This window comes from Burkholderia mycopellens (assembly GCF_964265025.1).
Classification (GTDB): domain Bacteria; phylum Pseudomonadota; class Gammaproteobacteria; order Burkholderiales; family Burkholderiaceae; genus Burkholderia.
On the sequence record NZ_OZ183802.1, the window covers coordinates 1,024,481 to 1,050,600 of the forward strand.

At 68.0% G+C, this 26,120-nt stretch carries 29 protein-coding genes and 1 tRNA gene; 8 read left to right on the forward strand and 22 right to left on the reverse strand.

What is annotated here, in order from left to right:
* Positions 1-14: 14 nt before the first annotated feature.
* From ureC to hemN, 13 genes are all read right to left on the reverse strand, one after another.
* Positions 15-1,721 (reverse strand): urease subunit alpha, encoded by a 1,707-nt coding sequence (ureC, locus tag ACPTTC_RS04730; RefSeq protein ID WP_175966901.1) that lies wholly within the window; start codon positions 1,719-1,721, stop codon positions 15-17.
* A 35-nt stretch (positions 1,722-1,756) separates the two neighbouring features.
* Positions 1,757-2,062: an urease subunit beta gene (locus ACPTTC_RS04735; RefSeq protein WP_105393047.1), complete on the reverse strand. Its 306-nt coding sequence runs from the start codon at positions 2,060-2,062 to the stop codon at positions 1,757-1,759.
* Positions 2,063-2,072: 10 nt separating this feature from the next.
* Positions 2,073-2,375, reverse strand: coding sequence for an urease subunit gamma (gene ureA, locus ACPTTC_RS04740; RefSeq protein ID WP_006406310.1), 303 nt, complete (start codon positions 2,373-2,375; stop codon positions 2,073-2,075).
* 236 nt (positions 2,376-2,611) lie between these two features.
* Positions 2,612-3,487 (reverse strand): urease accessory protein UreD, encoded by an 876-nt coding sequence (locus ACPTTC_RS04745; protein WP_423391717.1) that lies wholly within the window; start codon positions 3,485-3,487, stop codon positions 2,612-2,614.
* Between the two features lie 143 nt (positions 3,488-3,630).
* Complete coding sequence (urtE, locus tag ACPTTC_RS04750; RefSeq protein WP_423391718.1) at positions 3,631-4,323, reverse strand: urea ABC transporter ATP-binding subunit UrtE; 693 nt, start codon at positions 4,321-4,323, stop codon at positions 3,631-3,633.
* Positions 4,324-4,327: 4 nt separating this feature from the next.
* Positions 4,328-5,185 carry an urea ABC transporter ATP-binding protein UrtD gene (gene urtD / locus ACPTTC_RS04755; RefSeq protein WP_175951560.1) on the reverse strand — a complete coding sequence of 286 codons (858 nt, stop codon included), beginning with the start codon at positions 5,183-5,185 and terminating at the stop codon, positions 4,328-4,330.
* On the reverse strand, positions 5,182-6,369 hold the full coding sequence (urtC, locus tag ACPTTC_RS04760) for an urea ABC transporter permease subunit UrtC (RefSeq protein ID WP_423391719.1): 1,188 nt from the start codon (positions 6,367-6,369) through the stop codon (positions 5,182-5,184). Before urtC ends, urtD begins: the two co-directional genes overlap by 4 nt.
* Before the next feature lies 1 nt (position 6,370).
* Positions 6,371-7,990, reverse strand: coding sequence for an urea ABC transporter permease subunit UrtB (gene urtB / locus ACPTTC_RS04765; RefSeq protein WP_423391720.1), 1,620 nt, complete (start codon positions 7,988-7,990; stop codon positions 6,371-6,373).
* A gap of 149 nt (positions 7,991-8,139) precedes the next feature.
* Complete coding sequence (urtA, locus tag ACPTTC_RS04770) at positions 8,140-9,447, reverse strand: urea ABC transporter substrate-binding protein (RefSeq protein ID WP_175966923.1); 1,308 nt, start codon at positions 9,445-9,447, stop codon at positions 8,140-8,142.
* A 407-nt stretch (positions 9,448-9,854) separates the two neighbouring features.
* A complete protein-coding gene (locus ACPTTC_RS04775; protein ID WP_011351193.1) occupies positions 9,855-10,178 on the reverse strand; it encodes a rhodanese-like domain-containing protein in 324 nt (107 codons plus the stop codon).
* A 14-nt stretch (positions 10,179-10,192) separates the two neighbouring features.
* Entirely contained in the window at positions 10,193-10,846 is a 654-nt protein-coding gene (locus tag ACPTTC_RS04780; protein WP_226195549.1) for a protein-L-isoaspartate O-methyltransferase family protein, read from the reverse strand.
* Between the two features lie 104 nt (positions 10,847-10,950).
* A complete protein-coding gene (locus tag ACPTTC_RS04785; RefSeq protein ID WP_423391721.1) occupies positions 10,951-11,208 on the reverse strand; it encodes a hypothetical protein in 258 nt (85 codons plus the stop codon).
* 79 nt (positions 11,209-11,287) lie between these two features.
* The gene (gene hemN / locus ACPTTC_RS04790) at positions 11,288-12,682 is read right to left on the reverse strand and encodes an oxygen-independent coproporphyrinogen III oxidase (protein ID WP_226195550.1); all 1,395 of its coding nucleotides are present in this window, start codon (positions 12,680-12,682) and stop codon (positions 11,288-11,290) included.
* Between the two features lie 172 nt (positions 12,683-12,854).
* On the opposite strand from hemN, the gene ACPTTC_RS04795 reads away from it, so the two are divergent.
* From ACPTTC_RS04795 to ACPTTC_RS04805, 3 genes are all read left to right on the forward strand, one after another.
* Complete coding sequence (locus tag ACPTTC_RS04795; protein WP_205783196.1) at positions 12,855-13,172, forward strand: YkgJ family cysteine cluster protein; 318 nt, start codon at positions 12,855-12,857, stop codon at positions 13,170-13,172.
* Positions 13,169-13,750, forward strand: coding sequence for a DUF1439 domain-containing protein (locus tag ACPTTC_RS04800; protein ID WP_021157056.1), 582 nt, complete (start codon positions 13,169-13,171; stop codon positions 13,748-13,750). The genes ACPTTC_RS04795 and ACPTTC_RS04800 overlap by 4 nt, the downstream gene beginning before the upstream one ends.
* Positions 13,751-13,830: 80 nt before the next feature.
* Positions 13,831-14,661 carry an undecaprenyl-diphosphate phosphatase gene (locus ACPTTC_RS04805; protein ID WP_175951568.1) on the forward strand — a complete coding sequence of 277 codons (831 nt, stop codon included), beginning with the start codon at positions 13,831-13,833 and terminating at the stop codon, positions 14,659-14,661.
* Positions 14,662-14,775: 114 nt separating this feature from the next.
* Here the strand turns inward: ACPTTC_RS04805 and trmB are convergent, their stop codons facing one another.
* Positions 14,776-15,543: a tRNA (guanosine(46)-N7)-methyltransferase TrmB gene (gene trmB, locus ACPTTC_RS04810; RefSeq protein ID WP_423391722.1), complete on the reverse strand. Its 768-nt coding sequence runs from the start codon at positions 15,541-15,543 to the stop codon at positions 14,776-14,778.
* A 134-nt stretch (positions 15,544-15,677) separates the two neighbouring features.
* Positions 15,678-15,752, reverse strand: a tRNA-Gly gene (locus tag ACPTTC_RS04815).
* Positions 15,753-16,114: 362 nt separating this feature from the next.
* Here ACPTTC_RS04815 and ACPTTC_RS04820 point away from each other — a divergent pair.
* Positions 16,115-16,459 (forward strand): cupin domain-containing protein, encoded by a 345-nt coding sequence (locus tag ACPTTC_RS04820; protein ID WP_226195553.1) that lies wholly within the window; start codon positions 16,115-16,117, stop codon positions 16,457-16,459.
* 120 nt (positions 16,460-16,579) lie between these two features.
* On the opposite strand, the gene ACPTTC_RS04825 is transcribed toward ACPTTC_RS04820, so the two are convergent.
* Complete coding sequence (locus ACPTTC_RS04825; RefSeq protein WP_423391723.1) at positions 16,580-16,732, reverse strand: hypothetical protein; 153 nt, start codon at positions 16,730-16,732, stop codon at positions 16,580-16,582.
* Positions 16,733-16,958: 226 nt separating this feature from the next.
* On the opposite strand from ACPTTC_RS04825, the gene ACPTTC_RS04830 reads away from it, so the two are divergent.
* Positions 16,959-18,119, forward strand: a complete 1,161-nt coding sequence (locus tag ACPTTC_RS04830) for a mandelate racemase/muconate lactonizing enzyme family protein (protein WP_423391724.1) — start codon at positions 16,959-16,961, stop codon at positions 18,117-18,119.
* Here the strand turns inward: ACPTTC_RS04830 and ACPTTC_RS04835 are convergent.
* From ACPTTC_RS04835 to ACPTTC_RS04845, 3 genes are all read right to left on the reverse strand, one after another.
* Entirely contained in the window at positions 18,105-18,749 is a 645-nt protein-coding gene (locus tag ACPTTC_RS04835) for a LysE/ArgO family amino acid transporter (RefSeq protein ID WP_423391725.1), read from the reverse strand. The genes ACPTTC_RS04830 and ACPTTC_RS04835 overlap by 15 nt on opposite strands.
* Positions 18,750-18,873: 124 nt before the next feature.
* Entirely contained in the window at positions 18,874-19,215 is a 342-nt protein-coding gene (locus tag ACPTTC_RS04840) for a DMT family transporter (RefSeq protein WP_423391726.1), read from the reverse strand.
* Between the two features lie 130 nt (positions 19,216-19,345).
* Positions 19,346-20,275, reverse strand: coding sequence for a LysR substrate-binding domain-containing protein (locus ACPTTC_RS04845; protein ID WP_226195557.1), 930 nt, complete (start codon positions 20,273-20,275; stop codon positions 19,346-19,348).
* A gap of 169 nt (positions 20,276-20,444) precedes the next feature.
* Here ACPTTC_RS04845 and ACPTTC_RS04850 point away from each other — a divergent pair, with 169 nt between their 5' ends.
* From ACPTTC_RS04850 to scpB, 3 genes are all read left to right on the forward strand, one after another.
* The gene (locus tag ACPTTC_RS04850) at positions 20,445-21,767 is read left to right on the forward strand and encodes an MFS transporter (RefSeq protein WP_423391727.1); all 1,323 of its coding nucleotides are present in this window, start codon (positions 20,445-20,447) and stop codon (positions 21,765-21,767) included.
* A gap of 61 nt (positions 21,768-21,828) precedes the next feature.
* Positions 21,829-23,052 carry a CaiB/BaiF CoA transferase family protein gene (locus tag ACPTTC_RS04855; protein WP_226195559.1) on the forward strand — a complete coding sequence of 408 codons (1,224 nt, stop codon included), beginning with the start codon at positions 21,829-21,831 and terminating at the stop codon, positions 23,050-23,052.
* A complete protein-coding gene (gene scpB / locus ACPTTC_RS04860) occupies positions 23,049-23,858 on the forward strand; it encodes a methylmalonyl-CoA decarboxylase (protein ID WP_423391728.1) in 810 nt (269 codons plus the stop codon). Before ACPTTC_RS04855 ends, scpB begins: the two co-directional genes overlap by 4 nt.
* Before the next feature lie 136 nt (positions 23,859-23,994).
* Here scpB and ACPTTC_RS04865 read toward each other — a convergent pair whose 3' ends face one another.
* The 3 genes from ACPTTC_RS04865 to ACPTTC_RS04875 all read right to left on the reverse strand — a co-directional run bounded on the left by ACPTTC_RS04865 (position 23,995) and on the right by ACPTTC_RS04875 (position 26,067).
* Complete coding sequence (locus ACPTTC_RS04865; RefSeq protein ID WP_423391729.1) at positions 23,995-24,534, reverse strand: chromate transporter; 540 nt, start codon at positions 24,532-24,534, stop codon at positions 23,995-23,997.
* On the reverse strand, positions 24,531-25,139 hold the full coding sequence (locus ACPTTC_RS04870; RefSeq protein ID WP_423391730.1) for a chromate transporter: 609 nt from the start codon (positions 25,137-25,139) through the stop codon (positions 24,531-24,533). The genes ACPTTC_RS04865 and ACPTTC_RS04870 overlap by 4 nt, the downstream gene beginning before the upstream one ends.
* A gap of 172 nt (positions 25,140-25,311) precedes the next feature.
* Positions 25,312-26,067, reverse strand: coding sequence for a DeoR/GlpR family DNA-binding transcription regulator (locus ACPTTC_RS04875; protein ID WP_423391731.1), 756 nt, complete (start codon positions 26,065-26,067; stop codon positions 25,312-25,314).
* Positions 26,068-26,120: the final 53 nt, after the last annotated feature.

Here is a 26,120-nt window from a genome sequence, read left to right on the forward strand (position 1 = left end):
CGAAAAACCGGATATCAGAACAGGAAATAACGCTGCGCCATCGGCAGTACCGTGGCCGGCTCGCAGGTGAGCAACTGGCCGTCGGCGATCACGTCGTAGGTTTCGGGGTCGACGCTGATCGTCGGGCGCCACGCGTTGTGGATCATGTCGGCCTTCGTCACGTTGCGGCAGTTGCGCACCGGCACGATCCGCTTCGCGAGGCCGTAGCGTTCCGCGATGCCCGCATCGGCGGCCATCTGCGACACGAAGGTCAGCGACGTGCGCGCGAGCGCACCGCCGCGGGTGGCGAACATCTCGCGATAGTGGACCGGCTGCGGCGTGGGAATCGACGCGTTCGGGTCGCCCATCTGCGCCATCGCGATCATCCCGCCCTTCAGGATCATCGACGGCTTGATCCCGAAGAACGCTGGTTCCCACAGCACGAGGTCGGCCCACTTGCCGGGCTCGATCGAGCCGACTTCGTGCGCGATGCCGTGCGTGAGCGCCGGGTTGATCGTGTACTTCGCGACGTAGCGCTTCGCGCGGAAGTTGTCGTTGCGTGCGTTGTCTTCCGGCAGCGCGCCGCGCTGCACCTTCATCTTGTGCGCGGTCTGCCAGGTGCGGATGATCACCTCGCCGACGCGGCCCATTGCCTGCGAATCGGACGACAGCATCGACAGCGCGCCGAGATCGTGCAGGATGTCCTCGGCCGCGATCGTCTCGCGGCGGATCCGCGATTCGGCGAACGCGAGATCCTCGGCGATCGACGGATCGAGGTGATGGCACACCATCAGCATGTCGAGATGCTCGTCGAGCGTGTTGATCGTGTACGGGCGCGTCGGGTTGGTCGACGACGGCAGCACGTTCGCCTCGCCGCACACCTTCAGGATGTCGGGCGCATGGCCGCCGCCCGCGCCTTCGGTGTGGTACGTGTGGATCGTGCGGCCCTTGAACGCGGCGACCGTCGATTCGACGAAGCCGCCTTCGTTGAGCGTGTCGGTGTGGATCGCGACCTGCGTGTCGGTGTCGTCGGCGACGGAAAGACAGTTGTCGATCGCGGCGGGTGTCGTGCCCCAGTCCTCGTGCAGCTTCAGCCCGATCGCGCCGGCCGCGATCTGTTCGACGAGCGGTTGCGGCAGGCTCGCGTTGCCCTTGCCGAGAAAGCCGAGGTTGATCGGCCAGCCGTCGGCGGCCTGCAGCATCCGCTCCATGTGCCACGGGCCCGGCGTGCAGGTCGTCGCGTTGGTGCCGGTGGCGGGCCCGGTGCCGCCGCCGAGCATCGTCGTGACACCCGATGCGAGCGCCTCGTCGATCTGCTGCGGGCTGATGAAGTGGATGTGCGTGTCGATGCCGCCGGCCGTCACGATCAGCCCTTCGCCGGCGATCACTTCGGTCGCGGCGCCGATCGCGATCGTCACGCCCGGTTGAATGTCCGGATTGCCGGCCTTGCCGATCGCGGCGATGCGGCCGTGCTTGATCGCGATGTCGGCCTTCACGATGCCCCAGTGATCGAGGATCACCGCGTTCGTGATGATCGTGTCGGGCACGTCGGCGGCCACACGCTGCGACTGGCCCATCCCGTCGCGGATCACTTTCCCGCCGCCGAATTTCACTTCCTCGCCGTAGGTCGTGAAGTCGCGTTCGATCTCGATCAGCAGTTCGGTATCGGCGAGCCGGACGCGGTCGCCCGTCGTCGGCCCGAACATTTCCGCGTACGCGCGGCGGCTCAAGCGTAGTGTCATGTCGTGCTGTTCCTGAAGAGAAGCGCGGGAGCGGCTCAGAGCGGCCCCATCACCTTGCCCTGAAAACCGTAGACGGCGCGATCGCCCGCGAGCGCAACCAGCTCGACGGTGCGCGTCTGGCCCGGCTCGAAGCGCACCGCGGTGCCGGCCGCGATGTTCAGGCGAAAGCCGCGCGCGGCCGTGCGATCGAACGACAGCGCGTCGTTGACTTCGAAGAAGTGGTAGTGCGAGCCGACCTGCACCGGGCGGTCGCCGGTGTTCGCGACGACGAGCGTCAGCGTTTCGCGGCCCGCGTTCAGTTCGTGCTCGCCGTCGTCGGTGAGGATTTCGCCGGGGATCATGCGGGGTGCCTCACGGAATCGGATGGTGGACGGTCACGAGCTTCGTGCCGTCGGGGAAGGTCGCCTCGACCTGGATGTCGGGAATCATCTCCGGCACGCCGTCCATCACGTCGTCGCGCGTGAGTAGCGTTGTGCCGTAATGCATGACCTCGGCGACTGTCTTGCCGTCGCGCGCGGCTTCCATCAGCGCGGCGGTGATGAAGGCGACCGCCTCCGGATAGTTGAGCTTCAGGCCGCGTGCGCGACGGCGCTCCGCCAGCAGCGCCGCCGTGAAGATCAGCAGCTTGTCCTTCTCTCGGGGAGTCAGTTTCATGAAGGCAAACGTTCAGGAAAACGTAATTGTTATCGGAGCGTGCGCAACGGGGCGAACGCGCGGGTCATCGTAGCACCGCGCTGTTTTGCGTGCGTCGTGTATCGGTTATGTAAGGAGCAAGGCGCGTGCCATGTGCATGGAACGCAGTGCGATGCGCGTTCGTGGTGCGCGATGCATGAACAACGTGCGGTGCTCGCCGCGACGCTGCGCCGAAATGGTGCGTGGCGCGATCGCGCTCAGGTTTGCCAGAGGCGCAGCGGTCGTGCGTCGACGCCGTGTACGACAGGGCGCAGATGCAGCCAGCAGTCGGTGAAGTAGCGTTGCAGCGCTTCCATCGACGTCGACAGCGCGCGCACCAGCACGACGCCCGGCGTCACGCAGGTCGCGCCTGCGCGCAGCGTGGCGTCGAACGGCATCCGCGCGGCGAGCGATTCGGCGAGCGCGGCGTCGCACGCGGCGCCGGCGGCCCACAGCGTGCCGTATGCCGGAAAGCCGGCGAGACCCTGCAGCGCGCCCCGCAGCGGGTCGTGTGCATCGAGCAGTGCGCGTTCGGTCCATAGCGGCCGGCCGCCGGCATCGACGAGTGCCGAAGTCGACGCGATGCGACCCGCCGACCAGGTTTCGCCGGCCGCCTGCCGGCCGAGCTGCGACGCGTCCCAGCCGATCGCACTGGCGCCCGCGCCGAGCTTGACCGTGAAGTCGAGCGACGCGTGCGCCGCGTCGAAGAACAGGTTGTTCTGCGGCAGCCAGTCGAGTTTTGCGTGTTCGCCGACCGTGATGCCGATGCGCTGTGTCGCGTCCAGCCCGTTCGACTTGTACCACTTGGTCGCGCCGGGCGTCGTCAGCACCGCGTGCGCGCCGTCGCCGAGCGCGATGTCGATGTCGAGCCGGTCGCCGCCCGCGACGCCGCCCGGCGGGTGGACGATCACCGCATGGCAGATCGCGTCGCCTTCCGGGTACAGCGGTCGCTGCACGCGCAGCGGGCCGTCGTGCAGCCGGTGCGCGAGTGTCGTGCGCGCGCTGTGCCGCTCGAAGCCGAGTTCGAGGCGGCCGCGCCACGACTTGGCGACGGCAGGGCGGGACAGCGAGGCGTGGGAATCGGAGGCGGACATCGGCGGCGAGCGGGGAAACGACGGAAACGGGCGCGAATAACGTGGATGCTACCGGAACAATAATGCAGATGCCGCGTTCGTTGAAAGCGCCGCGTGCGGTCGCACCGCAAAGCGGCCGCCCGTGCCCGCTGCCGTGCCGTGCGTCACACTGCGACCAGTTCGCGCACGCCGTTCGTTTCCATGTCGCGCCCGTCGCCGCCCGCGACGATCTCGCCGCGGCTCATCACCCAGTAGCGGTCCGCGATCGAGCGCGCGAAATCGTAATACTGCTCGACGAGCAGCACCGTCAGGTTCGATTCGTCGACGAGCTGGCGCAGCGTGCGGCCGATGTCCTGGATGATCGACGGCTGGATGCCCTCGGTCGGCTCGTCGAGGATCAGCAGCTGCGGCTCGCTCATCAGCGCACGGCCGATCGCGAGCTGCTGCTGCTGGCCGCCCGACAGGTCGCCGCCGCGCCGTGCGCGCATGTCCTTGAGTACCGGGAACAGGTCGTAGATGCGGTCGGGCACCTTCGACGGCGCCTTGCGGCTCGCCGCGCCGACGAGCAGGTTTTCCTCGACGGTCAGCCGCGGAAAGATGTCGCGGCCCTGCGGCACGTACGCGAGCCCGGCCGCGACGCGCGCATACGGCGGCAACGCGCCGAGCGCCGTGCCGCGCCACGACACGCTGCCGTTCTTCGCGGCGACGACGCCCATCACGCAGCGCAGCAGCGTGCTCTTGCCGACGCCGTTGCGGCCGAGCAGCACGGTGAGCTTGCCGTCGTCGGCGGCGAGGTTCACGTTGCGCAGGATATGGCTGCCGCCGTAGTACTGGTTCAGTGCTTCGATCTTCAGCATCGCATCATCGTCCGAGATAAGACTCGATCACCGCGTCGTCGCGCTTGACCTGGTCGAGCGTGCCCTGTGCGAGCACCGCGCCTTCGGCCATCACCGTCACGCGGCCCGTGTCGCCCGCGAGCGCCGCGACGAATTCCATGTCGTGCTCGACGACCATCATCGAGCAGGTGCCGCGCAGCGTGTTCAGCAGCTCGGCGAGCTCCATCGTCTCGTGGTCGGTCATCCCGGCCGCCGGCTCGTCGAGCAGCAGCAGCGCGGGGCGCTGCATCAGCAGCATGCCGATCTCGAGCCGCTGCTTCTGCCCGTGCGACAGTTCGCCGGCCGCGCGGAATGCGTGGCTTTCGAGGCCGATCAGTGCGAGCGTCTCCTCGATCTTCGCCTGCGCGGATCGGTCGAGCCGGGCCCGCAGCGACGCGAGCCAGCCCTTGTCGGTCTGCATCGCGAGCTCGAGGTTCTCCCACACCGGATGCTGCTCGAACACGGTCGGCTTCTGGAACTTGCGGCCGATGCCCGCGCGCGCGATCTCGGGCTCGTTCATCCGCGCGAGGTCGAGCGTCTGGCCGAGAAACACCTTGCCCGCGTCGGGGCGCGTCTTGCCGGTGATGACGTCCATCATCGTCGTCTTGCCGGCGCCGTTCGGGCCGATCACGCAGCGCAGCTCGCCTGCGTCGATCGCGAGCGACAGCTTCTTCAGCGCACGGAAGCCGTCGAAGCTCACCTCGATGTCCTCGAGGTAGAGGATCGTGCCGTGCGACGTGTCGATGCCGGGCGGCACCACGCGCCCCATCGATGCGGTGCCGCTGACGGCCAGCAGTTCGTCCTCGGGCGGCGGCGTGAATTGGTAGAGGGCCGTTCCGTTCATGCGCGTTTCCCCTTCGCGAGCACGGTTTCGACGAGGCCCATGATCCCGCGCGGCAGCAGCAGAGGCACGAGCACGAAGATCAGGCCGAGGAAGAACAGCCAGTATTCGGCGAAGTACGCGGTAAACAGGCTCTTCGCGCCGTTCACCGCGAACGCGCCGACGATCGGCCCGATCAGCGTGCCGCGCCCGCCCACCGCGACCCAGATCGCCATCTCGATCGAGTTGCCCGGCGACATCTCGCCGGGGTTGATGATGCCGACCTGCGGCACATACAGCGCGCCCGCGATGCCGCACAGCACGGCCGACACGGTCCACACGAACAGCTTGTACGCGAGCGGGCTGTAGCCGAGGAACATCAGCCGCGTCTCGCCGTCGCGCACCGCGGTGACGACGCGCCCGAGCTTGCTCGTGACGATCGCACGCGCGGCGACGAACGCGAGCACCAGCGTCGCGAACGTCAGCAGCAACAGCACCGTGCGCGTGCCGGGCGACGTGATCGCGAAGCCCGCGATGCGCTTGAAGTCGGTAAAGCCGTTGTTGCCGCCGAAGCCCGTCTCGTTGCGATAGAACAGCAGCATCGCGGCGAACGTCATGGCCTGCGTGATGATCGACAGGTACACGCCCTTCACGCGCGAGCGGAACGTGAAGAAGCCGAACACCCAGGCGAGCACGGCCGGCACGAGCACGACCAGCAGCAGCGCCCATGCGAGATGCTGCGTGCCGTCCCAGTACCACGGCAACTGGTGCCAGTCGAGGAACACCATGAAGTCGGGCAGGTCGCTGCCGTACTTGCCGTCGCGGCCGATCTCGCGCATCAGGTACATGCCGATCGCATAGCCGCCGAGCGCGAAGAACAGCCCGTGGCCGAGGCTCAGGATCCCGCAGTAGCCCCACACGAGATCGAGTGCGAGCGCGGCGATCGCGTAGCACATCAGCTTGCCGGTGAGCGTCATCGCGTACGCGGACAGATGGAACGCGCTCGACTCCGGCGCGACGAGCGCGGCGAGCGGCACGCCGATGCCGATTGCGATGCACAGCGCGATCAGCGCGAGCCACGCGCGCCGCGACAGCAGCGCGGGGCGGGGCGGCAAGCCGAGCGCGAAACCGTCGGCCGCGCGTGCGGCGGCAGCCGGCGTCGACGGATCAGCGGCCGGGTTCGACAGCGAGTGGGTGAATGAAGTCACGTCAAGCCTCCGCGCTGCGGCCCTTCAGGGCGAACATGCCCTGAGGACGTTTCTGGATGAACAGCACGATCATCACGAGCACCGCGATCTTCGCGAGCACGGCGCCCCAGAACGGCTCGATCGCCTTGCTCGCGAGGCCGAGCCCGAAGCCGCCGAGCACGGTGCCGGCGATCTGCCCGACACCGCCGAGCACGACCGCCATGAACGAATCGATGATGTAGTTCTGGCCGAGGTCGGGGCCCACATTGCCGATCTGCGACAGCGCGCAGCCGCCGAGGCCCGCGATGCCCGCGCCGAACGCGAACGCGTACATGTCGACGCGCGCGGTCTTCACGCCGACGCACGCGGCCATCCGGCGGTTCTGCGTGACGGCACGCACGAACAGGCCGAGCCGCGTCTTCGTCAGCACGGCCCACGCGACGAACACCACCGCGAGTGCGAACGCGAGGATCGCGAGCCGGTTGTACGGCAGGATCAGGTTCTGCATCACGGTCACGCCGCCGCTCATCCACGACGGGTTCACGACCTGCACGTTCTGCGCGCCGAACAGCATCCGCGTCGCCTGGATCAGGATCAGGCTCACGCCGAAGGTTGCGAGCAGTGTCTCGAGCGGGCGGCCGTACAGGTGCCGCAGCACGAGCCGTTCGAGCACGATGCCGACGAGCGCGGCCGCCGCGAACGACGCCGGCACCGCGACGAGCGGATACCAGTCGAACGCGCCGGGCGCGTAGCGCTGGATCAGCGTCTGCACGACATAGGTTGCGTACGCACCGATCATCAGGAATTCGCCGTGCGCCATGTTGATCACGCCGATCAGCCCGTACGTGATCGCGAGGCCGAGCGCGGCGAGCAGCAACACGCTGCCGAGCGACAGGCCGGCGAACAGGGTGCCGACGATCTCGCCGCGGCGCTGCAGCGTGTGCAGTGCATCGAGCCCTTGCTGCGCGGCGTCGCGCACGCGCGCGTCGGGCTCCGCATAGCTGCCGTCCGCGTTCTTCGCGACGAGCGGGCGGAGTTGTTCGATCATGTCGAGGTCGCGGCGCGCGGCCACCACCTGCACGGCTTCGAGGCGTTTCGCCGGATCGGCGTCGTGCAGCGCGGCGATCGCCCACAGGGCGTCGAGGCGGCGCTTCAGCGCGGGATCGGTTTCCTTTGCGCGCGCGCGATCGATCATCGGCTTGAGCGCCGGGTCGGGCGACTTCAGCAGCGCGTCGATCGCGTCGCGCCGCGCGGCGACGTCGGGCGACGCGAGCGCGAGGCCCGACAATGCGCCCGCGATCTTCGTGCGCAGCAGGTTGTTCAGCATCACGGGCTGCGCGTCTGCTGCCGGCGTCGCGGCTTGCGTGAGCGCATCGTGCGCGGTGTCGCCGGCCTGGATCAGCAGGCGGCCGTCGCCGGTCGCGAGCGCGTCGCCGGTCGACAGCGCGTTGAGCAGCGCGACGGCGCGCGGATCGGAGTCGGCGGCGAGCCGTTCGATCGCGGCCGTCTTCGCGTCGAAATCGTCGCCGGCGAGCGCGGCGGTATCGGTAGCCGTCAGCGCGAACGCGGCGCGTGGCAGCCCGCCCGCGAGGGCGGCGCACGCGACGATTGCGACGGCGGCTCGGCGAAAGCGTGTAGGCATCGGGAAGTCCTGTCGGGCGTGGGGAAGCGGATGCCGGCGGCGATGCGCGGGCGCGGGCCGTTCATCATGGCAAGCGCGACCGGTGCTTCGATATCGGCATCGGTGTGCGAGCGGCACGTCGCGCGTGAAGCGCGACGCGCCATGCTGCATCAGGCCAGCGCCGCGCGCTGCCGGCGCAGGAACGCCGGGATCGAGCTGACGACGTCAGGCTTGCCCTGGTTGCCCGCGATGAACGGGCTCCACGGCTGCGCGCGCACCGCGGTCTTGGTTTTCCACACGACGTTGAACTGCCCGTCGCCGCGGATCTCGCCGATCATCACCGGCTTGTGCAGGTGATGATTGCCGTCCATCGTGAGCGTGAAGCCCGACGGCGCGGCGACGGTCTGGCCGATCATCGCGACGCGCACCTTGTCGACGTCGGTGCTCTTCGCCTTCTCGACGGCCTGCTTCCACATGTGGATACCGACGTAGGTCGCTTCCATCGGGTCATTGGTTACGCGCTTCGCGCCGCCCGGCAGGTTGTTCGCCTTCACCCACGCGGCGAACTGGTCCTTGAACTTCGTGTTGGTCGGGTTCTTCACCGACATGAAGTAATTCCACGCGGCGAGGTGGCCGACGAGCGGCTTCGTGTCGATCCCGCGCAGCTCTTCCTCGCCCACCGAGAACGCGACGACCGGCACGTCGGTCGCCTTGATCCCCTGGTTGCCGAGCTCCTTGTAGAACGGTACGTTCGAGTCGCCGTTGATCGTCGAGATCACGGTCGTCTTGCCGCCTTGCGAGAAGGTCTTGATGTTCGCGACGATGGTCTGGTAGTCGCTGTGGCCGAACGGCGTGTAGACCTCCTGAATATCGGCGTCCTTCACGCCCTTCGATTTCAGGAACGCGCGCAGGATCTTGTTGGTCGTGCGCGGATACACGTAGTCCGTGCCGAGCAGGAAGAAGCGCTTCGCGCCGCCGCCTTCCGCGCTCATCAGGTACTCGACGGCCGGGATCGCCTGCTGGTTGGGCGCCGCGCCCGTGTAGAACACGTTGCGCGACATTTCCTCGCCTTCGTACTGCACCGGGTAGTAGAGGAGGCCGTTCAGCTCCTCGAACACCGGCAGCACCGACTTGCGCGACACCGACGTCCAGCAACCGAACACGCACGCGACCTTGTCCTGCGTGAGCAGCTGGCGCGCCTTCTCGGCGAACAGCGGCCAGTTCGACGCGGGATCGACCACCACGGGCTCGAGCTTGCGGCCCATCACGCCGCCGCTCTTGTTGATGTCGGCGATCGTCATCAGCGCGGTGTCCTTCAGCGACGTCTCCGAGATCGCCATCGTGCCCGACAGCGAATGCAGGATGCCGACCTTGATCGGGCCGGTGCCGGCATCGGCCGCGTGTACGAACGGGCTCTTGCCCGCGAGCGCGAGTGCGCCGGCCATCGAACCGAACTTCAACAGACTGCGACGTTTCATCGGGTTCCCCTTGACGTGTTGGATATGCGTGCGCCGTGAAGGCGTCGGCCAAGGAGTAACGCAAGGCATGTGCCAGTCGTGCGGATGCACGTCCGGCGTGCCTGCGCGGGGCGTTGCGTGGCGTCGGGACGGTGCGCATGACGCGTCGTGCAGCATGCCCGGTCCGTCGCGGTGCAGGTTCACGGGCGCAAATGGTGCACGGTCGGGGTTCCCCGTTCCGATGCCTGCGCCTGCACGTCGTGCGGGAACGGCCGTGCACCATGACTTCGCGCCACGAGCGACGATGCCGAAGCAAACCGGAGCGGGAAAGAGAAACGGGCGCGCCATGCGCGCCCGTTCGGCGGATCAGTGTGACCGTCGGCAGGGCGCCGGCCGGTGCGGCGGCGCGTGATGCGCCGCCGGCGGGATCAGTAACGCGGCACGGACGGATCGACGTCGCGCGACCACGCGTCGATCCCGCCTTGCAGGTTGTACAGCTTCGTGAAGCCGCGCGATTCGAGGAACATGGCGACCTGCGCGCTGCGCATCCCGTGATGGCACACGCAGACGATTTCCGCCTCGTCGTCGAGCTCTTCGCTGCGCGCGGGAATCTGCTGCATCGGGATCGACACGCTGCCGGCGATGTGCGCGGTCGCGATTTCCCACGGTTCGCGCACGTCGAGCACGACCGGCGCGGGGCGCGCCTTGTCGCCGAGCCATTCCGCGAGCATCGCGGCCGTCAGGATCTGCATGGTGGCTCCGTCGCTCAGAACTTGAAGCGCGACGGCTCGATCGCGTTGACGAGGTGGTCGATGTACGTTTCGAACACGTCCGCGACGCGGTACTGCTTGTCGTCGATGCGCGTGATGATCTGCGCCTTCATCACCGGACGGCCGCCGACGAAGGCCGCGAGGCGGCCGCCGACCTTCAGTTGTTCGAGCATTTCCTGCGGCACGGCGGGCAGGCCGCCCGCGACGCAGATCACGTCATACGGCGCCTTGCCGGCCCAGCCGCGCGAACCGTCGCCGAGCACGACTTCCGCGTTGGTCACGCCGTCGTTGCGCAGGTTGTCTTCCGCGAACTTCGCGTTGGTCGGATCGATCTCGACGGCCGTCACGTGCTGCGCGCGATGCGCGAACAGCGCAGCCAGGTAGCCCGAGCCGGCGCCGATGATGAGCACGTTCTCGTGCTTCTTGACCGTCAGCTCCTGCAGCACGCGCGCTTCGACGCGCGGGAACAGCATCTTGCTGCCGCCCGGCAGCGGGAGTTCGAGGTCGGCGAACGCGAGATCGCGGTATTCGGCCGGCACATAGTTTTCACGCTTGACGATCGACAGCAGGCCCAGGACGTCGAGATCCAGCACGTCCCACGGCCGGATCTGTTGTTCGATCATGTTGAAACGCGCGTTTTCGATATTCATGGTGTGGTCACGCAGCCAGGTCGGCCATCAGCGGGGATAGAGAAACTTCGTGATTGTACCAAACGGGGCGGCCGGGGAGCCTTCAGGCGGCCTGCAACAGACCTTTACCCCTTGCTCTTCTTGATCTGCGCTTCGAACGCGAGGTCGAGCTTGCTCGCCTTGCGCGGCTTTTGGGGGCCGAATTGGTCGACGAACTTGACGAACTCGTCGAGCGGCAGCGGCTCGCAGCGCTTCTCGGAGGTGCCGCCGGAGCGGTCGACGAGATAGAACAGGCCGCCCGCCGTCGCGACGGCCGCGAATTGCGGGTTGCCGGAGCGGGTCTTCAGGCGTTCGACCGCGTGGGTCGCTTTGGTGGTGCGCATCGTGCGGATTCTGGCGGGGCGTAAGCCCCACACTGTATCAAACCGGCCGCCCGCGTGCGGCCGGCCGGGGCCGTCGAATTCAGACCGTGCGCGAATAGCGCTGCTGCGTCTGCGCCTGGCCGAGATACGCGTCGAATGCCATCGCGATGTTGCGTACGACCATCCGGCCGGCCGGATGGATCGTCAGGCGGTCGGCCGCGATCGTCAGCAGCCCGTCGCGCTCGAACGGGCGCAATGCGTCGAGTTCGCGCGCGAAATGATCGGCGAAGCGGATGCCGTGCGCGGCCTCGACGTGCGAGAACGGCAGGTCGAGGTTGCACATCAGTTGCGTGATCACGTCGCGGCGCAGCCGGTCGTCGGGCGTGAGCCGTACGCCGCGCGCGATCGGCAGCCGGCCCGCGTCGAGCGCGGCGCCGTACGCGGGCAGGTCTTTCGCGTTCTGCGCGTAGACGTCGCCGACCTTGCCGATCGACGACACGCCGAACCCGACGAGGTCGGTATCCGCACGCGTGCTGTAGCCCTGGAAATTGCGCTGCAGCGTGCCGTTGCGCTGCGCGCGCACGAGCTCGTCGGACGGCCGCGCGAAGTGGTCCATCCCGATGTACACGTAGCCGGCCGACGTCAGCATGTCGATCGCGAGGCCGAGCAGCGCGATGCGCGTTTCCGGCGGTGGCAGCGTCGCGTCGTCGATCTGACGCTGCATCTTGAACAGGTGCGGCATGTGCGCGTAGCCGAACACCGACAGGCGGTCGGGCGCGAGTTCGATGATCGTTTCCAGCGTGCGTGCGAACACGGAGACGGTCTGGTGCGGTAGCCCGTAGATCAGGTCGACGCTCACCGAATGAAAGCCCGTCGTGCGCGCGGTGGAGAGCAGGTCGGCCGTCATCGCCAGCGGCTGGATGCGGTTGATCGCCTGCTGCACGACCGGATCGAAATCCTGCACCCCAAGGCTCAGCCGGTTGAAGCCGATGTTGCGCAGGTGGACGAGCGTCGCGGGCGTGACCGTGCGCGGGTCGATCTCGATCGAGAATTCGGCGTCGGCGTCCGGCGCGAGCGCGAAGTGCTCACGGGTGGCCGCCATCAGCTCGGCCGTTTCGTCGTCCGACAGGAAGGTCGGCGTGCCTCCTCCCCAGTGCAGCTGCGTGACCGGGCGCGCGGGATCGAACAGCGCGGCCTGCAGCGCCATCTCGCGCTTGAGCTGGTCGAGATACGGGCGCGCGCGGCGGCGGTTGTTGGTCGCGATCTTGTTGCAGCCGCAGTAGAAGCACGCGGTGTTGCAGAACGGGATGTGGAAGTACAGCGACAACTCGCTCGACGACGCGCCGGGGTCGCTGGCCGCGCGGACATAGTCGGCCGGGTCGAAATCGTCGCGGAACTGCAGCGCGGTGGGGTACGACGTATAGCGCGGCCCGTTCGCGCCGTACTTCGCGAGCAAATCGGGACGGAACATTGTGTCGGCAGAACCGGAACGCATGGTGGTCTCGCGCTTTTTAGATGCTTTCGAGTATATAAACGCGCGATTGGACTGCATTGTGTAATAACGTCGCAGCCGGCGATGGCACAATGCGGGGTGGGGCTGCCGGCACCGCGTCCGGTTGCCGCACCGTTTTTTGTTGTTCGTTCGAGAGAGCCGAGTGTCCGTCGAAATGCCTGTCCGCCCGGCGCCTGCCGATGTCCCGCCGCCGCATGCGTGCCGCGAGGGTTGCGGCGCGTGCTGCATCGCGCCGTCGATTTCCAGCCCGATACCGGGCATGCCCGACGGCAAGCCGGCCGGCGTGCGCTGCGTGCAGCTCGGCGACGACCTGCGCTGCCGGATCTTCGGCCGCCCCGAGCGGCCCGCGTGCTGTTCCGGGTTGCAGCCGGCCGCGGACATGTGCGGCGCGTCGCGCGACGACGCGCTCGCGTGGCTTACGCGTCTCGAGGCCGCGACGCGGCCGTCGCCACCAGGAGAGTGTTCAGCATGACCGCACCTTGCGCGCCCGGCCGGCGCCGTTTTCTCGCCGCAACCGTCGGCGCCATCGGCGTGACGCTCTCGCTCGCCGCGTGCGCGTCGACGTTCCCGTTCATCCCCGATCACTACACGTTCTCGCGCGGCGACGTGCAGAAAGCCGTCGCGCGCAAGTTCCCTTACCAGAAGACGGTCGCGCAGGTCGTCGACGTGTCGCTCGCGAACCCGGCCGTCAACCTGCTGCCCGACCAGAACCGCGTGGCCGTGCAACTCGACGCGCATTTCGCGAGCCCGTTCCTGCGTGCGCCCGTCAGCGGCAAGTTTACGGTGTCGGGCCAGCTGGCTTACGACGCGCCGAGCCGCTCGGTCGTGCTGAAGTCGCCGGCCGTCGACAGCCTCGCGCTCGACGGCGACGCGCAGATGTACGCGCAACAGGTCGGCGCGGCCGCCGGCCTGCTTGCGACGCAGTTGCTGACCAACTATCCGATCTACACGTTCAAGCCCGAACAACTGCAATTTGCCGGGGTGAACTACGAACCCGGTACAATTACGATTCTTACAAACGGCATACGCGTGGCGATCGTCGAAAAATGACGACGAACCGCGCTCGGCCGTAGGGGGTCGCGCGCGAGTGAGTGGCCCATTCATTCGACCATTTCGGAGTTGGGCCACGGATGGACTGGATCCTGATCTGCAAGGCTTTGATCCTCGGCGTCGTCGAGGGGCTGACAGAATTCCTGCCGGTGTCGAGCACCGGCCACCTGATCGTCGCGGGCAGCTTCCTGAATTTCAACGATTCACACGCGAAGACGTTCGACGTCGTGATCCAGTTCGGTGCGATCCTCGCGGTCTGCTGGGAATACCGGCAGCGGATCGCGTCCATCGTGTCCGGGCTGCCGAGCCGGCCCGACGCGCGGCGCTTCACGCTGAACGTCGTGATCGCGACGATTCCCGCGATCGCGCTCGGCCTCCTGTTCGAGAAGAAGATCAAGGCCGTGCTGTTCTCGCCGGTGCCTGTCGCGTTCGCGCTCGTCGTGGGCGGCGCGATCATCCTGTGGGCCGAGGCGCGGCAGCGCGAGCGCAGCGAACCGCCGCGCGTGGTGTCGGTCGATGCGCTGACGCCGCTCGATGCGCTGAAGGTCGGCATCGCGCAGTGTTTTGCGCTGATTCCCGGCATGTCGCGCTCGGGTTCGACGATCATCGGCGGGATGCTGTTCGGCCTCGACCGGCGCGTGGCCACCGAATTCTCGTTCTTCCTCGCGATCCCGATCATCTTCGGCGCGACGCTCTATGAAACCGTCAAGGACTGGCAGGCGTTCACCGTCGATTCGCTCGGCCTGTTCGCGCTTGGCCTCGTCGCGGCGTTCGTCAGCGCGTTCGTGTGCGTGCGCTGGTTGCTGCGCTATGTCGCGACGCACGATTTCACGGTGTTCGCGTGGTACCGGATCGGGTTCGGGCTGTTCGTGCTGCTGGTCGGGTACAGCGGCTGGCTGAACTGGGCGTGACGCGGGCGCCGGTGTCCGGCGCGCTTTCATAAGCAAACGGCCCGATCGGCAGATGCCGGTCGGGCCGTTTTGTCGTCCGGGGCGGTGCGACGTGCGCCGCCTCGGCGGAAGGGTTCAGCCTGCGCGCTTGCGGAACACCAGGTCCCACACGCCGTGGCCGAGCCGCAGCCCGCGCCGTTCGAACTTCGTCACCGGGCGGTAGTCGGGGCGCGGCGCATAGTCGGCAGCCGTGTTTTCGAGCGTCGGCTCCGCGCCGAGCACGTCGAGCATCTGTTCCGCGTAGTTCTGCCAGTCGGTCGCGCAGTGAATGTACGCGCCGGGTTTCAGGCGCGACGCGAGATGCGCGATGAGCGGCGGCTGGATCAGCCGGCGCTTGTGGTGGCGCGCCTTGTGCCACGGATCGGGGAAGAAGATGTGCACGCCGTCGAGGCTTTCCGGTGCGAGCATGTGCTCGAGCACCTCCACCGCGTCGTGCTGGATGATGCGGATGTTCGTCAGATTCTGCTCGCCGATCAGCTTCAGCAGCGCGCCGACGCCCGGCTCGTGCACCTCGACGCCGAGGAAGTCGTCGCCCGGGCGGTTCGCGGCGATTTCCGCGGTCGATGCGCCCATCCCGAAGCCGATCTCGAGGATGCGCGGCGCGCTGCGGCCGAACACCGCGTTCCAGTCGGGCAACGCCGGCGCGTACGGCACCACGAAGCGCGGGCCGAGTTCGTCGAGCGCACGGCGCTGGCCGGTCGACACGCGGCCGGCGCGCGTCACGAAGCTGCGGATGCGGCGGTGGTGCAGCGGATTGACTGCGTCGGTGCCTTCGGCGGCTTCGTCGGGAATGGCGTCGTCGTGCGGCGGCAGGCCGGCTTCGTTCGGATCGTCGTGCATCATCGGTGACAGAGAAAAGCTTTGTTGCGGGCGAGGGCCCGTTGCGCGCGGCAGTGCGCCGGGGGAACCGGCATATGGTACAAAAAAGCCGCCTTCGACGAGGCGGCTCATGCGCAGGCTGCGATGCAGCCGGAAAGTGGAGCGGGCGATGGGAATCGAACCCACGTCATCAGCTTGGGAAGCTGAGGTAATGGCCATTATACGACGCCCGCAGAACGCGCAATTCTACAGGGGTTGGGGTGGGGATGGCAAGGGGGAGGTTTCGGGCGGTGGCAGCGAGACTGGCATGGTTTGATGATGGGGCGCTGACCATTGATCAGATTCGCGATCTGGCTACGGCAGTTCGCGAAGATTTCGGCGGCAGGGGGATGCGGATAAAAACGCGGTCCGTCAACGCAATTTTCCCGATTGGTTGAATCCGCAAACCAGGGGCCATTCCACCCGAGCCAGAGGCAAGCGCGCTTGCAGACGAGTCAGTGTCGAAAATAGACGAGTCGGCGTCGGAAGCATACAAGCCCCAGCAACGCTTCCGAACTAACGTGACGGATCACTTACCCGATCGTTTGGAGCTGACATGTCCGATTTCATCACCGTTTTGCGCGAAACCTGCCCGACGCCGGTCCTGGATGCGACCAAGTGGAAGCGCATCGGCGGCGATCCGCACACCGTGAACCTCAACGCCTACGTCTCGAAGGACGGCAGCAAGATCATGGGCACCTGGATCTGCACACCGGGCAAGTTCGAGGTGAACTACGAGAAATGGGAGTACTGCCATTTCCTCGATGGCTACTGCATCATCACGCCGGAAGGCGAGGATGCGGTGCACCTGAAGGCCGGCGACGTATTCGTGATCGAGCCCGGCATGAAAGGGACGTGGGAAGTGGTGGAAACGGTGCGCAAGTACTTCGTTTTTGCCTGAGCGGGTTGATCGGTTCGGCCTGCGCAACAGGCGCCGGTCGTTCCGGCGCATTGAACCGCACCTTCGGCCGATACCAACGAATAGGGATTGCTGCCGGGATGACCCGCGAGGAATTTCGGCTCAATGGCACTCGTTCCGGTTCGGAAGCAACGCGTCGAGCGCGGTCGCATGCTCGGCCGGGTCGGCCATCCCGCCGATCGCGCCCTCGATCGACAGCATCGTGACGCGGCGTTGCTTGGGGCCTGCCGTCAGGCCCGTCTCGCGACCATTCATGCTCCAGTGCCGGGCGTGCTGTTCGACGAACCGCGCGTCGCAGGCAGTGATCGCATCCGTACGCCGATGCGAGGCGGCGCGATTCGGACGCTGCCGGTCGGATGGCAGGACGGTCGCGAGCCTGCGTGACTTCGCGCATGCGCCTATGATGCAGCGATCCGGCAGTCGCACCGGCCGCCATGCGAGCATGACCCGCGCACACCGAACGTTTCCCGGAACCCCGCCCATGCGTATCACCGCGATCCACGAACAAGCGATTCCCGTGTCCCGCTATGCCGATCCGGCGATCCCGTCCGGCGGGCTGACGACGAGTGTCGTCGCGGTCGTCACCGACGTCGTGCGCGATGGCCGCCCGGTGACGGGCTATGGCTACGCGTCGATCGGCCGTTTCGCGCAGGGCGGCCTGATCCGCGAACGGTTCGCGCCGCGCCTGCTGGCCGCCGCCGACACGCTCGCCGACGAAGCCGGCACGAACCTCGATCCGTTCCGCGCATGGCGCGCGATGATGGCCGGCGAGAAGCCCGGCGGACATGGCGAACGATGCGTCGCGGTTGGCACGCTCGACATGGCGATCTGGGATGCCGCCGCGAAAATCGCCGGCCTGCCGCTCCATCGCTTTCTCGCCGACCGGCTTGAACGCACGGCCGCACCACGCGTGCGCGTGTACGCGGGCGGCGGCTACCGCTATCCGCATGACGACCTCGCGCGTCTGTCGGACGAGATACGCCGCATCGCCGATCTTGGCTACACGCACGCGAAGATCAAGATCGGAGGCGCGGATCCTGATCAGGACCGCAGGCGCATCGAAGCGGCTGCCGCGCAACTGGCGGACAGTTCGCATCTCGCGGTCGACGCGATGAACACCTACGATGCGACGACCGTCGAAGTTGCCGCCGCGATGCTCGCGCCGTTCGATCTCTGGTGGTTCGAGGACATTTGCGATCCGCTCGACCTGCCGCTCCAGGCAGATCTCGCCACGCGCTACGCAGCGCCGATCGCGGCCGGCGAAGCGCTGTTCTCGCTCGCGGAAGCCAAGCTGCTCGACCGCTACGGCGGCCTGCGTCCCGAGCGCGACGTGCTCGTGTTCGATCCGGTACATTGCTATGGACTGCCGGGCTATCTGCAGATCGTGGATCACTTCGCATCGCGCGGCTGGCGGCGCGACGCATTCTGGCCGCACGGCGGCCACCTGTTCTCGCTGCACGTCGTCGCGGCGCTCGGGCTCGGCGGCGCGGAAGTCAGTCCGTTCGCGTTTCATCCATTCAGCGGACTGGCCGATGGCGCAAGCGTCGACGCCGGATACACACGGGTACCGCAAGCACCGGGCATCGGCTTCGAACTGCATGCCGGCGCGCACGACCTGTTTCGCACGTTATCGAGCCGCTGATGCCTGAAGCGCGTCGATCGTGAAACGCACCGCGAAGCCGAGCATCATCGCCGCGACGAAGAAATCGAGCACGCGCCATGCGAGCGTCCGGGTGAACCATGCACGGCACGCACGTGCGCCATAGGCGAGCATCAGGAACCACACGAGCGAAGCCGCCATCGCACCGAACGCAAACGGTGCCCGTGCGGCCGGCACGTGACTCACGATCATCGTGCCGAGCAGCAGCACGGTGTCGATCCACACATACGGGTTGAGCAATGAGACGGCGGCGGTCGCGAGCACCGTGCGCGAGAGCGTGGGCTCATTGCCCGTGTGTGGGCCATCGACGTGCTCGGGTCGCCGCCGCCAGATCGCCGAGCGCAGCGCGACCAGGCCATAGCCGGCGAGATATGCGATGCCGGCCCACAGCGCGGCCGACACCACGCCGGGATGTCGCGACAGCAGCGATGACAACCCATGCGCGCCGAGCGCGATCAGTAACGCGTCGCTGCCTGCGCAGACGAGGGTAATGGAAAGCAGGTGGGGGCTCGAGATCGAGCGTTTGATGACGAACGCGTCCTTGGGGCCGACCGACGTGAACAGTGCGGCGCCAAGCAGCAGGCCTTCGACGAAGGCAGAGGTGTCGAGCACGAGCGGGCCGACAACCTCTTAAGCTGAACCGGTGATGGTTACGATGCGAGCAACGTTAAGGGGCGCCGGGGGAGGTTGTCAATGCCCCCGGTGCCCGCGTGCCGGCAACCGGCGGTGATCACGGTCAGTGCGTCGCCGCCTCGCCGAGGTTGAGCGCGACGAGCGCACAAACGGTCAGCGCGATGCCGGCGAGCTTCAGCGACGACACCGATTCATCGAAGCAGACGATCCCGATCACGGCTGTGGCCGCGGTGCTGGCGGCGGCCCAACTCGCGTACGCGAGTCCCATTTCGAGCCGCTTCGTCGCGAGTGCCATCAGCCAGACCGCGCATGCGTAACAGACGACAGTGAGCGCGGAGGGGAGCGGGCGGGAAAAGCCGGCCGAATATTTCAGGCCGACGGAGCCAAGTACTTCGGCGAGGACACTGACGCCCAGCAGAAGCCAGGCAGACTGGAACGGGGACACGAACGGCCTCCTTCCCCCGTCGCTTATACCGAGCGGCGAGGAGGAGCGGAGGTGTCAGCGGTACCCAGGATGAACGGAGCTTAGTACGCGCGGCTTCGCAGCACAAGGCACAACGCACGCGGCGCTCCGGTCACGCGCGGCCGGCCTGCCCGGCCGCCCACTCCGGCCGCTGCCCGAGCGTGTCGAACAGCCGGACGATCTCCGCCTTCACCTTCTGCACCGCGTTGCTGACGAGCGCCGTATCGTGCCAGCACAGCGACAGGTCGCGCGCGAACAGCCGGTGCGCGACCGTCGACAGCTTGAGCTTGCGCTCCTCGATCTCGATGTGCGCGGCCGTCCACGGCAGGATCGTCACGCCGAGCTGCGCCATCACGGCCGCGAACAGCAGCCCGGTCGAGCTTGCCTCGAAGCTGATTTCGTACGACAGCCCGGCCTCGCGCATCGCCCAGTCGACGCGGTTGCGGATCGTATTCGGCGCGCTCGGCAGCACGAGCGGCATCTGCGCGATCGCGTCGAGCGGCACGGGATCGTCCGGCACCTGGAACCCGGGCCACGTGATCAGGTACAGCGTTTCCGTCAGCAGCCGGTGGATCGCGATGCCGCGCGTGTCGACTGCATCGACGACGATCGCGAGATCGAGCCGCGCGCGTTCGAGCAGCGTGTCGAGATCGGCGCTCGGCGCCTCGATCAGTTCTAGCATGATGCCCGGGTAGCGGTCGCGCACCGCGCGGGCGAGCGGAATGGCCAGCACGCGCGCGGTGCTCGACGGCATGCCGACCGTCACGCGGCCCTGCGGCGTGTCGGCATCGCGGCGCAGCAGCTCGCGCGTGCCGTCGGCCTGGCGCAGCAGTTCGAGTGCGTGCTGGTACAGCGTGCGGCCGGCGGCGGTCGGCGCGACGCCGCGCACGCTGCGTTCGAGCAGCTGCATCCCGAGATCCTGTTCGAGATTGCGCATCTGCTGGCTGACCGCCGGCTGCGCGACATGCAGCGCCTCGCTCGCATGCGTGACGTTGCCGCATTCGACGACCTTCACGAAATAGCGCAACTGCCTCAAGTCCATCGCCGCCCCTCCCGATTCGAGTCATAAGCGAATCCGATCGAGCAAGATGAATATCATATTTTTCCGCGATCGATGGTGTTTCTATACTCGTCTCACACAAGAGCCAGCGTGCCGGCCATTCCGGACCGGACGCGGCAAAAGCGCCGGCCCCGCCGGCAAGGAGACGAAGATGTTCAAGGCGATCGACGCGCCGGCGGCCGGCGCGAAGCCGCGGCGCACGCCGCTCACGCGCGAGCAGGTCAAGGGCTTCTGGGCCGTGTATGCGGGCTGGGTGCTCGACGGCGTGGATTCGGTGATCTACGCGCTGGTGCTGATTCCCGCGTTGACCGAGCTGCTGCCGGCGTCCGGCATCGCGGCGACGCCCGCGAATCTCGGGATGTACGGCTCGATCCTGTTCGCGCTGTTCCTGATCGGCTGGGGGCTGTCGTTCATCTGGGGGCCGCTCGCCGACCGCTTCGGCCGCGTCCGCACGCTCGCCGCGAGCATCCTGATCTACTCGGTGTTCACCGGCGCGGCCGCGTTCGTGCACGACGTGTGGGCGCTGGCCGCGTGCCGGCTGATCGCCGGGATCGGCGTCGGCGGCGAATGGGCGCTCGCGGGCACCTACGTCGCCGAGAGCTGGCCGGAGGACCGCCGCAAAATGGGCGCCGGCTACCTGCAGACGGGCTACTACTTCGGCTTCTTCATCGCGGCGTGCCTGAACTACACGATCGGCGCGACCTACGGCTGGCGCGCGATGTTCCTGTGCGGCCTCGCGCCGGCGCTGCTCGCGGTGTTCACCGTGATGCGCGTGAAGGAGCCCGGCCAGTGGCGCCGGCATGACGCACGCGACGGCGACGTGGCCGACGCACGGCGCGCACATCCGCTGCGCGAGATCTTCGCGCCGGCCTTCCTGCGCCGCACGCTGACGAGCGCGAGCCTCGTCGGCGTCGCGATCGTCGGGCTGTGGGCCGGCTCCGTCTACGAGGCGAGCGCGGTCAGCACGCTGGCGGCGCGCGCGGGCATCGACCACATCGGCGCGATGCGGCTCGCATCGATCGGTGCGGCGATCCTGTCGTGCGCGACGATCGCCGGCTGCCTGGTGGCGCCGTGGCTGTCCGAACGGCTCGGCCGGCGCACTGCGCTCGGCGTGTATTTCGCGGGCATGGCCGCATCGATCGTGTTCGCGTTCGGCTGGGCGTTCTACCAGCCGAACGGGCTTGCGGCATTCATGGTGTCGCTCGTGTTCCTCGGCTTCTTCGGCGGCAATTTCGCGATCTTCTCGCTATGGCTGCCCGAGCAGTACCCGACGCGCGTGCGTGCCACCGCGTTCGCGTTCAACGCGTCGGTCGGCCGCTTCATCGGCGCGGGCGTGAACTTCCTGCTCGGCGCCGCGATTCACGGTTACGAATCGCTCGGCGTGCCGGTCGCATGGACCGCGGCCGTGTTCGGGCTCGGCATCCTGATCCTGCCGTTCGCGGTCGAAACGCGCCACCAGACGCTGCCCGAATGAGCGGCACGCCGCGAACGCCCGGCAACCAGCCACACCCAGTCATCAATATCAGGAGTCCGGAATGCAGGCATTACAAGGAATCAGGGTCGTCGATCTGAGCCGCGCGCTGTCGGGGCCGTTCTGCTCGATGGTGCTCGCCGATCTCGGCGCCGACGTGATCAAGGTCGAATCGGGGCCGCACGGCGACATGAGCCGCGCATGGGGGCCGTTCGATCGCGGCGTGAGCACGTACTACCTGTCCTGCAACCGCAACAAGCGCGGCATCTGCGTGGATTTCCGGCAGCCGGCAGGACTCGACGTCGTGCGGCGGCTGATCGCGCAGGCCGACGTCGTGATCGAGAATTTCAAGGCCGGCACGATGGACGCGATGGGGCTCGGCTATTCGGCGCTGAGTGCGCGCGACCCGCGGCTCGTGATGGGCAGCGTCACCGCGTTCGGCCCGCGCGGCCCGTTGCGCGACTGGCCGGGTTTCGACCAGATCGCGCAGGGCTATGCGGGGTTGATGAGCCTCACCGGTTTTCCCGACGGCGAGCCGACCCGCACGGGCACCGCGATCGGCGATCTCAGCTCGGGGATGTGGGTCGCGACCGGCGTGATGGCCGCGCTGTACGAGCGCGAGCGCACGGGGCGCGGCCAGCATGTCGGCACGTCGCTGCTCGAAAGCCTGGTTTCGCTGCTGAGCGTGCACGGGCAACGCTACCTGAGCCTTGGCGATGTGCCGCGCCGCACCGGCAATGCGCACGCGGTGATCGCGCCGTACGGCGTATTCGAGACGGCAGACGGGCCGCTCAATCTCGCGCCGATCACGACCGACATGTGGCTGCGGCTGTGCCAGTTGCTGGATCTGCCCGAGCTGCCGAACGATCCGCGCTTCGCGACCAACGACGCGCGCGTCGCGCACCGCGACGAACTGAAAGCGTTGCTCGAAAGCCGGTTGCGCACGCGTGGCAAGCGCGAATGGACGCGGCGTTTCGTCGACGCCGGGCTGCCGGCCGGGCCGATCAACACGCTCGATGAAGTATTCGACGATCCGCAGCTCGCGCATTGCGGGCTGGTCGAGCCGGTTGCGCATCCGACGCTCGGCACGCTGCGCCAGGTCGTCACGCCGCTCGGCGGGATGGGGGACGCCGTGCCGGCGCCGCGCACGCGCCATGCGCCGCCGCTGCTGGGTGAGCATACGATCGACGTGCTGCGCGAAGCGGGCTATGGCGACGACGCGATCGACGCGCTGCTGGCCGAGCGCGCGATCTTCCAGGCGGAAGCAGTGACGGAGGCCGTGCAATGAGCGACACGACGAAACACGACAGCGCGTCGCGCGTGACGGTCGACATGGCTGGCGAGCGGATCGCGCGGGTGCGGTTCGCGAATCCGGCGCGACGGCATGCGCTCGACGCGCCATTGCTCGATGCGCTCGTCGCGCGCCTCGACGCGCTGGCCGGACACCGTCCGCCACCCGTCGTGATCCTGTCGAACGACGGCAGCGGCGACGTGTGGAGCGCGGGGCACGACCTGCGCGAACTGGCCGACGATCGCGATCCGCTCGCGTACGGCAAGCCGCTCGAACGGGCGCTGCGGCGCGTGCGAACCTATCCGGGCGCGGTGATCGCGGCGGTGTCGGGCTCGGCGTGGGGCGGGGCGGTCGATCTCGTGATGAGCTGCGACCTGGTGGTCGCGGCGCGCGACGCGCGTTTCGCGATGACGCCCGCCAACATCGGTCTGCCGTATTCGACGAGCGGCCTGCTGCGCTTCTACGACAATCTGCCGATCCACGTGCTGAAGGAGATGTTCTTCTGCGCGCAGCCGCTCGATGCGGAGCGCGCCGCGCATCACGGGCTCGTGAACCGGCTGGTTGACGCGGGCGGGGTCGACGATGCGGCGCTCGACGTCGCACGTACGATTGCCGCGAAGGCGCCGCTCGCGGTGCACGCGGTGAAGGAGCAGTTGCGCGTGCTGCAGGACGCGCGGCCATTGCCGACCGACGCGTTCGAACGGATTGCCGAGCTGCGCCGGCAAGCGTGCGAAGGCGCGGATTTCGACGAAGGGCTGCGCGCGTTCGAGGAGCGGCGCGCGCCGGTGTTTCGCGGCGTCTAGGCGATGGGTTGCACGAGCCGGGCGAACCGGCGGCGAGAAGTGCGCGGACGTGCTCGCGTCGCCGCGCGGGTATCGGAAGCTTGGTTCGCCGTCGCCGTCGCCGTCGCCTTCGCCTTCGCGAGCGCGTCGCCGCGTCTCACATGCCGAGCGCGTGCACGCCGACGAGCAGCAGTGCGCCGACAGCGATCAGCAGCAGCGCGTGAACGCGCGTATACATCACGCACAGCGTCGACGCGACCGCGATCGCGCGCGCGGCCCAGCCGCCGTCGAGCGCCTGCAGCAGCACCCACACCGACGCGAGGATCATGCCGGCCGCGACCGGGCGCAGGCCGGCCTCGAGCGCGATCTGCCAGCGCGCGCCCTGGTGCCGCCGCCACAGATGCGCGACGCCGTAGATCAGGAACGCGGTCGGGCCGAACAGCGCGAGCGTCGCGATCACCGCCCCCCAGAAGCCGGCCACCTGCCAGCCGATCAGCGTCGCCAGCAGCGAGCCGGGGCCCGGCGCCATCCGCGCGATCGCGAAATCGTTCACGAATTGCGTGGCGGTCATCCAGTGATGCACGTCGACGACCTGCCGCTGGACGTCGGCGATGATTGCCTGCCCGCCGCCGATCGTCGCGATCGACAGCGGCGCGAACACACCGAGCAGCGCGGCGTAGCGTTGCGAGTCGCTCATGGCGAGTCGCTCTCGGCCGGCGTCGCGGCCGCGCGGCGATATTCGAGTGCGACGCTCAGCGTGCCGCCGGCCAGCACGGTCCACACGAGCGGCCAGTGCAGTACCGCAACCGACACGAAGGTGAGCGCCATCACCGCGAACGGCAGCGCGCGGCGCGGCAACCGGCGCACGGCGGTGATCGCCATCGAGATCGACAGCCCGATCGCCGCGGCCGCTGCGCCGGCGAGTGCGACATGCGTGAGCGCAAAGCGCGTGAGGGTCGAGAACGCGATGCCGAACAGCACGATCAGCACGGCCGGCGGCGCGATGATGCCGGTGAAGCCGGCCACCGCGCCGCGCCATCCGGCGAGCCGGTAGCCGATCCAGATCGCGAGGTTCTTCACGTTGACGCCCGGCAGCGCCTGCGACAGCGCGAGGCCGTTGAGGAACGCTTCCTCGTCGAGCCAGCGCCGCTCGTACACGAAGTCGCGCATCATCCGCCCGCTGAGCCCGCCGCCGAAGCTGGTCAGGCCGATCTGCGAGAACGCGATGAACAGCGCGAGGACGCCGGGCGGCGGTGCGTCTGCTGGCGGTGCAGGTGAGGTGGCGGCGGAGGGCGGGGGCATCGGGTGGGCGGCGCGTGGCGGTTGGGCGGTCGCCCATGTTAGCAAGCGGCCCCTGTCAGCACGCTGACAGGGGCGCGGCGGCGACGCGATGAAAGGGCGTGGCCGAGTCGACGGGCGCGTTCCGGCACATCCGGCACATCCGCAAATCCCTCATGGGCGCACCCCGTCACCGCTACGCGCGCACGACCGTCACCCCTGCCGCCTCGATCGGCTTCGTCAACGCGGCGTCGGTTTCCTTTTCCACCACCACGGTATGCGCCAGCGTGATTTCGCCGATCACGAACTGCGACGCCGCGCGCAGCTTCGACTGCGACGCGAGCACGACCGTCTCGGCCGCGCGTTCGGCCAGCGCGCGCTTGATCGCCGCTTCCTCGAAATCGCCGGTGCTGAGCCCTGCGACCGGATGCACGCCCGTGACGCCCATGAAGTACAGGTCCGCATGGATGCGCGCAATGCCTTCCATCGCCGCCGCGCCGACGGCGACGATCGAATGCTTGTAAAGCCGCCCGCCGATCAGGATCACGTCGATCGACGGATGCGCGGCGAGCGCCACCGCGACACTCGGGCTGTGCGTGACGATGGTCGCGCGCAGGTCGGTCGGCAACTGGCTGACGAGCAGTGCGGAGGTCGTGCCGCCGTCGACGATCGCCACCTGCCCGGGCGCGATCATTTCCGCGGCCCGCCGTGCGATGCGCCGCTTTTCGGCCGGCTCGAGCGCCTCGCGCTGCGCGAACGGCGCAACGGCCGGCGACGCCGGCAGCGCGCCGCCATGCACGCGCTGCAGCAGGCCTTCGGCCGCGAGCTCGCGCAGGTCGCGGCGGACCGTGTCTTCGGACACGCCGAATTGCGCGCTCAGCTCGACCGCCAGCACCTGGCCGTCGCGCGCGAGTGCGTCGAGGATCGCTTTCTTGCGTTGTGTCGTCAGCATCGTGATTGCACGAATTTTCTTGAAATTGCATGAATATGCACGTTACCATGGGC

Coding starts and splice junctions, on each gene's coding strand:
- ACPTTC_RS04795 (WP_205783196.1), top strand. CDS start 12,855: ATGCCTGTCCGCCCGGCGCCTGCCGATGTCCCGCCGCCGCATGCGTGC.
- scpB (WP_423391728.1), top strand. CDS start 23,049: ATGAGCGACACGACGAAACACGACAGCGCGTCGCGCGTGACGGTCGAC.
- ACPTTC_RS04745 (WP_423391717.1), bottom strand. CDS start 3,487: ATGTCCGCCTCCGATTCCCACGCCTCGCTGTCCCGCCCTGCCGTCGCC.
- ACPTTC_RS04780 (WP_226195549.1), bottom strand. CDS start 10,846: ATGAATATCGAAAACGCGCGTTTCAACATGATCGAACAACAGATCCGG.
- urtD (WP_175951560.1), bottom strand. CDS start 5,185: ATGAACGGAACGGCCCTCTACCAATTCACGCCGCCGCCCGAGGACGAA.
- ureA (WP_006406310.1), bottom strand. CDS start 2,375: ATGAAACTGACTCCCCGAGAGAAGGACAAGCTGCTGATCTTCACGGCG.
- ACPTTC_RS04875 (WP_423391731.1), bottom strand. CDS start 26,067: ATGCTGACGACACAACGCAAGAAAGCGATCCTCGACGCACTCGCGCGC.
- hemN (WP_226195550.1), bottom strand. CDS start 12,682: ATGCGTTCCGGTTCTGCCGACACAATGTTCCGTCCCGATTTGCTCGCG.
- ACPTTC_RS04735 (WP_105393047.1), bottom strand. CDS start 2,062: ATGATCCCCGGCGAAATCCTCACCGACGACGGCGAGCACGAACTGAAC.
- ACPTTC_RS04775 (WP_011351193.1), bottom strand. CDS start 10,178: ATGCAGATCCTGACGGCCGCGATGCTCGCGGAATGGCTCGGCGACAAG.
- ACPTTC_RS04800 (WP_021157056.1), top strand. CDS start 13,169: ATGACCGCACCTTGCGCGCCCGGCCGGCGCCGTTTTCTCGCCGCAACC.
- ACPTTC_RS04785 (WP_423391721.1), bottom strand. CDS start 11,208: ATGCGCACCACCAAAGCGACCCACGCGGTCGAACGCCTGAAGACCCGC.
- ACPTTC_RS04805 (WP_175951568.1), top strand. CDS start 13,831: ATGGACTGGATCCTGATCTGCAAGGCTTTGATCCTCGGCGTCGTCGAG.
- urtA (WP_175966923.1), bottom strand. CDS start 9,447: ATGAAACGTCGCAGTCTGTTGAAGTTCGGTTCGATGGCCGGCGCACTC.
- ACPTTC_RS04855 (WP_226195559.1), top strand. CDS start 21,829: ATGCAGGCATTACAAGGAATCAGGGTCGTCGATCTGAGCCGCGCGCTG.
- ACPTTC_RS04830 (WP_423391724.1), top strand. CDS start 16,959: ATGCGTATCACCGCGATCCACGAACAAGCGATTCCCGTGTCCCGCTAT.
- ACPTTC_RS04845 (WP_226195557.1), bottom strand. CDS start 20,275: ATGGACTTGAGGCAGTTGCGCTATTTCGTGAAGGTCGTCGAATGCGGC.
- ACPTTC_RS04865 (WP_423391729.1), bottom strand. CDS start 24,534: ATGAGCGACTCGCAACGCTACGCCGCGCTGCTCGGTGTGTTCGCGCCG.
- ACPTTC_RS04870 (WP_423391730.1), bottom strand. CDS start 25,139: ATGCCCCCGCCCTCCGCCGCCACCTCACCTGCACCGCCAGCAGACGCA.
- ACPTTC_RS04850 (WP_423391727.1), top strand. CDS start 20,445: ATGTTCAAGGCGATCGACGCGCCGGCGGCCGGCGCGAAGCCGCGGCGC.
- urtE (WP_423391718.1), bottom strand. CDS start 4,323: ATGCTGAAGATCGAAGCACTGAACCAGTACTACGGCGGCAGCCATATC.
- ACPTTC_RS04825 (WP_423391723.1), bottom strand. CDS start 16,732: ATGAATGGTCGCGAGACGGGCCTGACGGCAGGCCCCAAGCAACGCCGC.
- trmB (WP_423391722.1), bottom strand. CDS start 15,543: ATGATGCACGACGATCCGAACGAAGCCGGCCTGCCGCCGCACGACGAC.
- ureC (WP_175966901.1), bottom strand. CDS start 1,721: ATGACACTACGCTTGAGCCGCCGCGCGTACGCGGAAATGTTCGGGCCG.
- urtB (WP_423391720.1), bottom strand. CDS start 7,990: ATGCCTACACGCTTTCGCCGAGCCGCCGTCGCAATCGTCGCGTGCGCC.
- ACPTTC_RS04820 (WP_226195553.1), top strand. CDS start 16,115: ATGTCCGATTTCATCACCGTTTTGCGCGAAACCTGCCCGACGCCGGTC.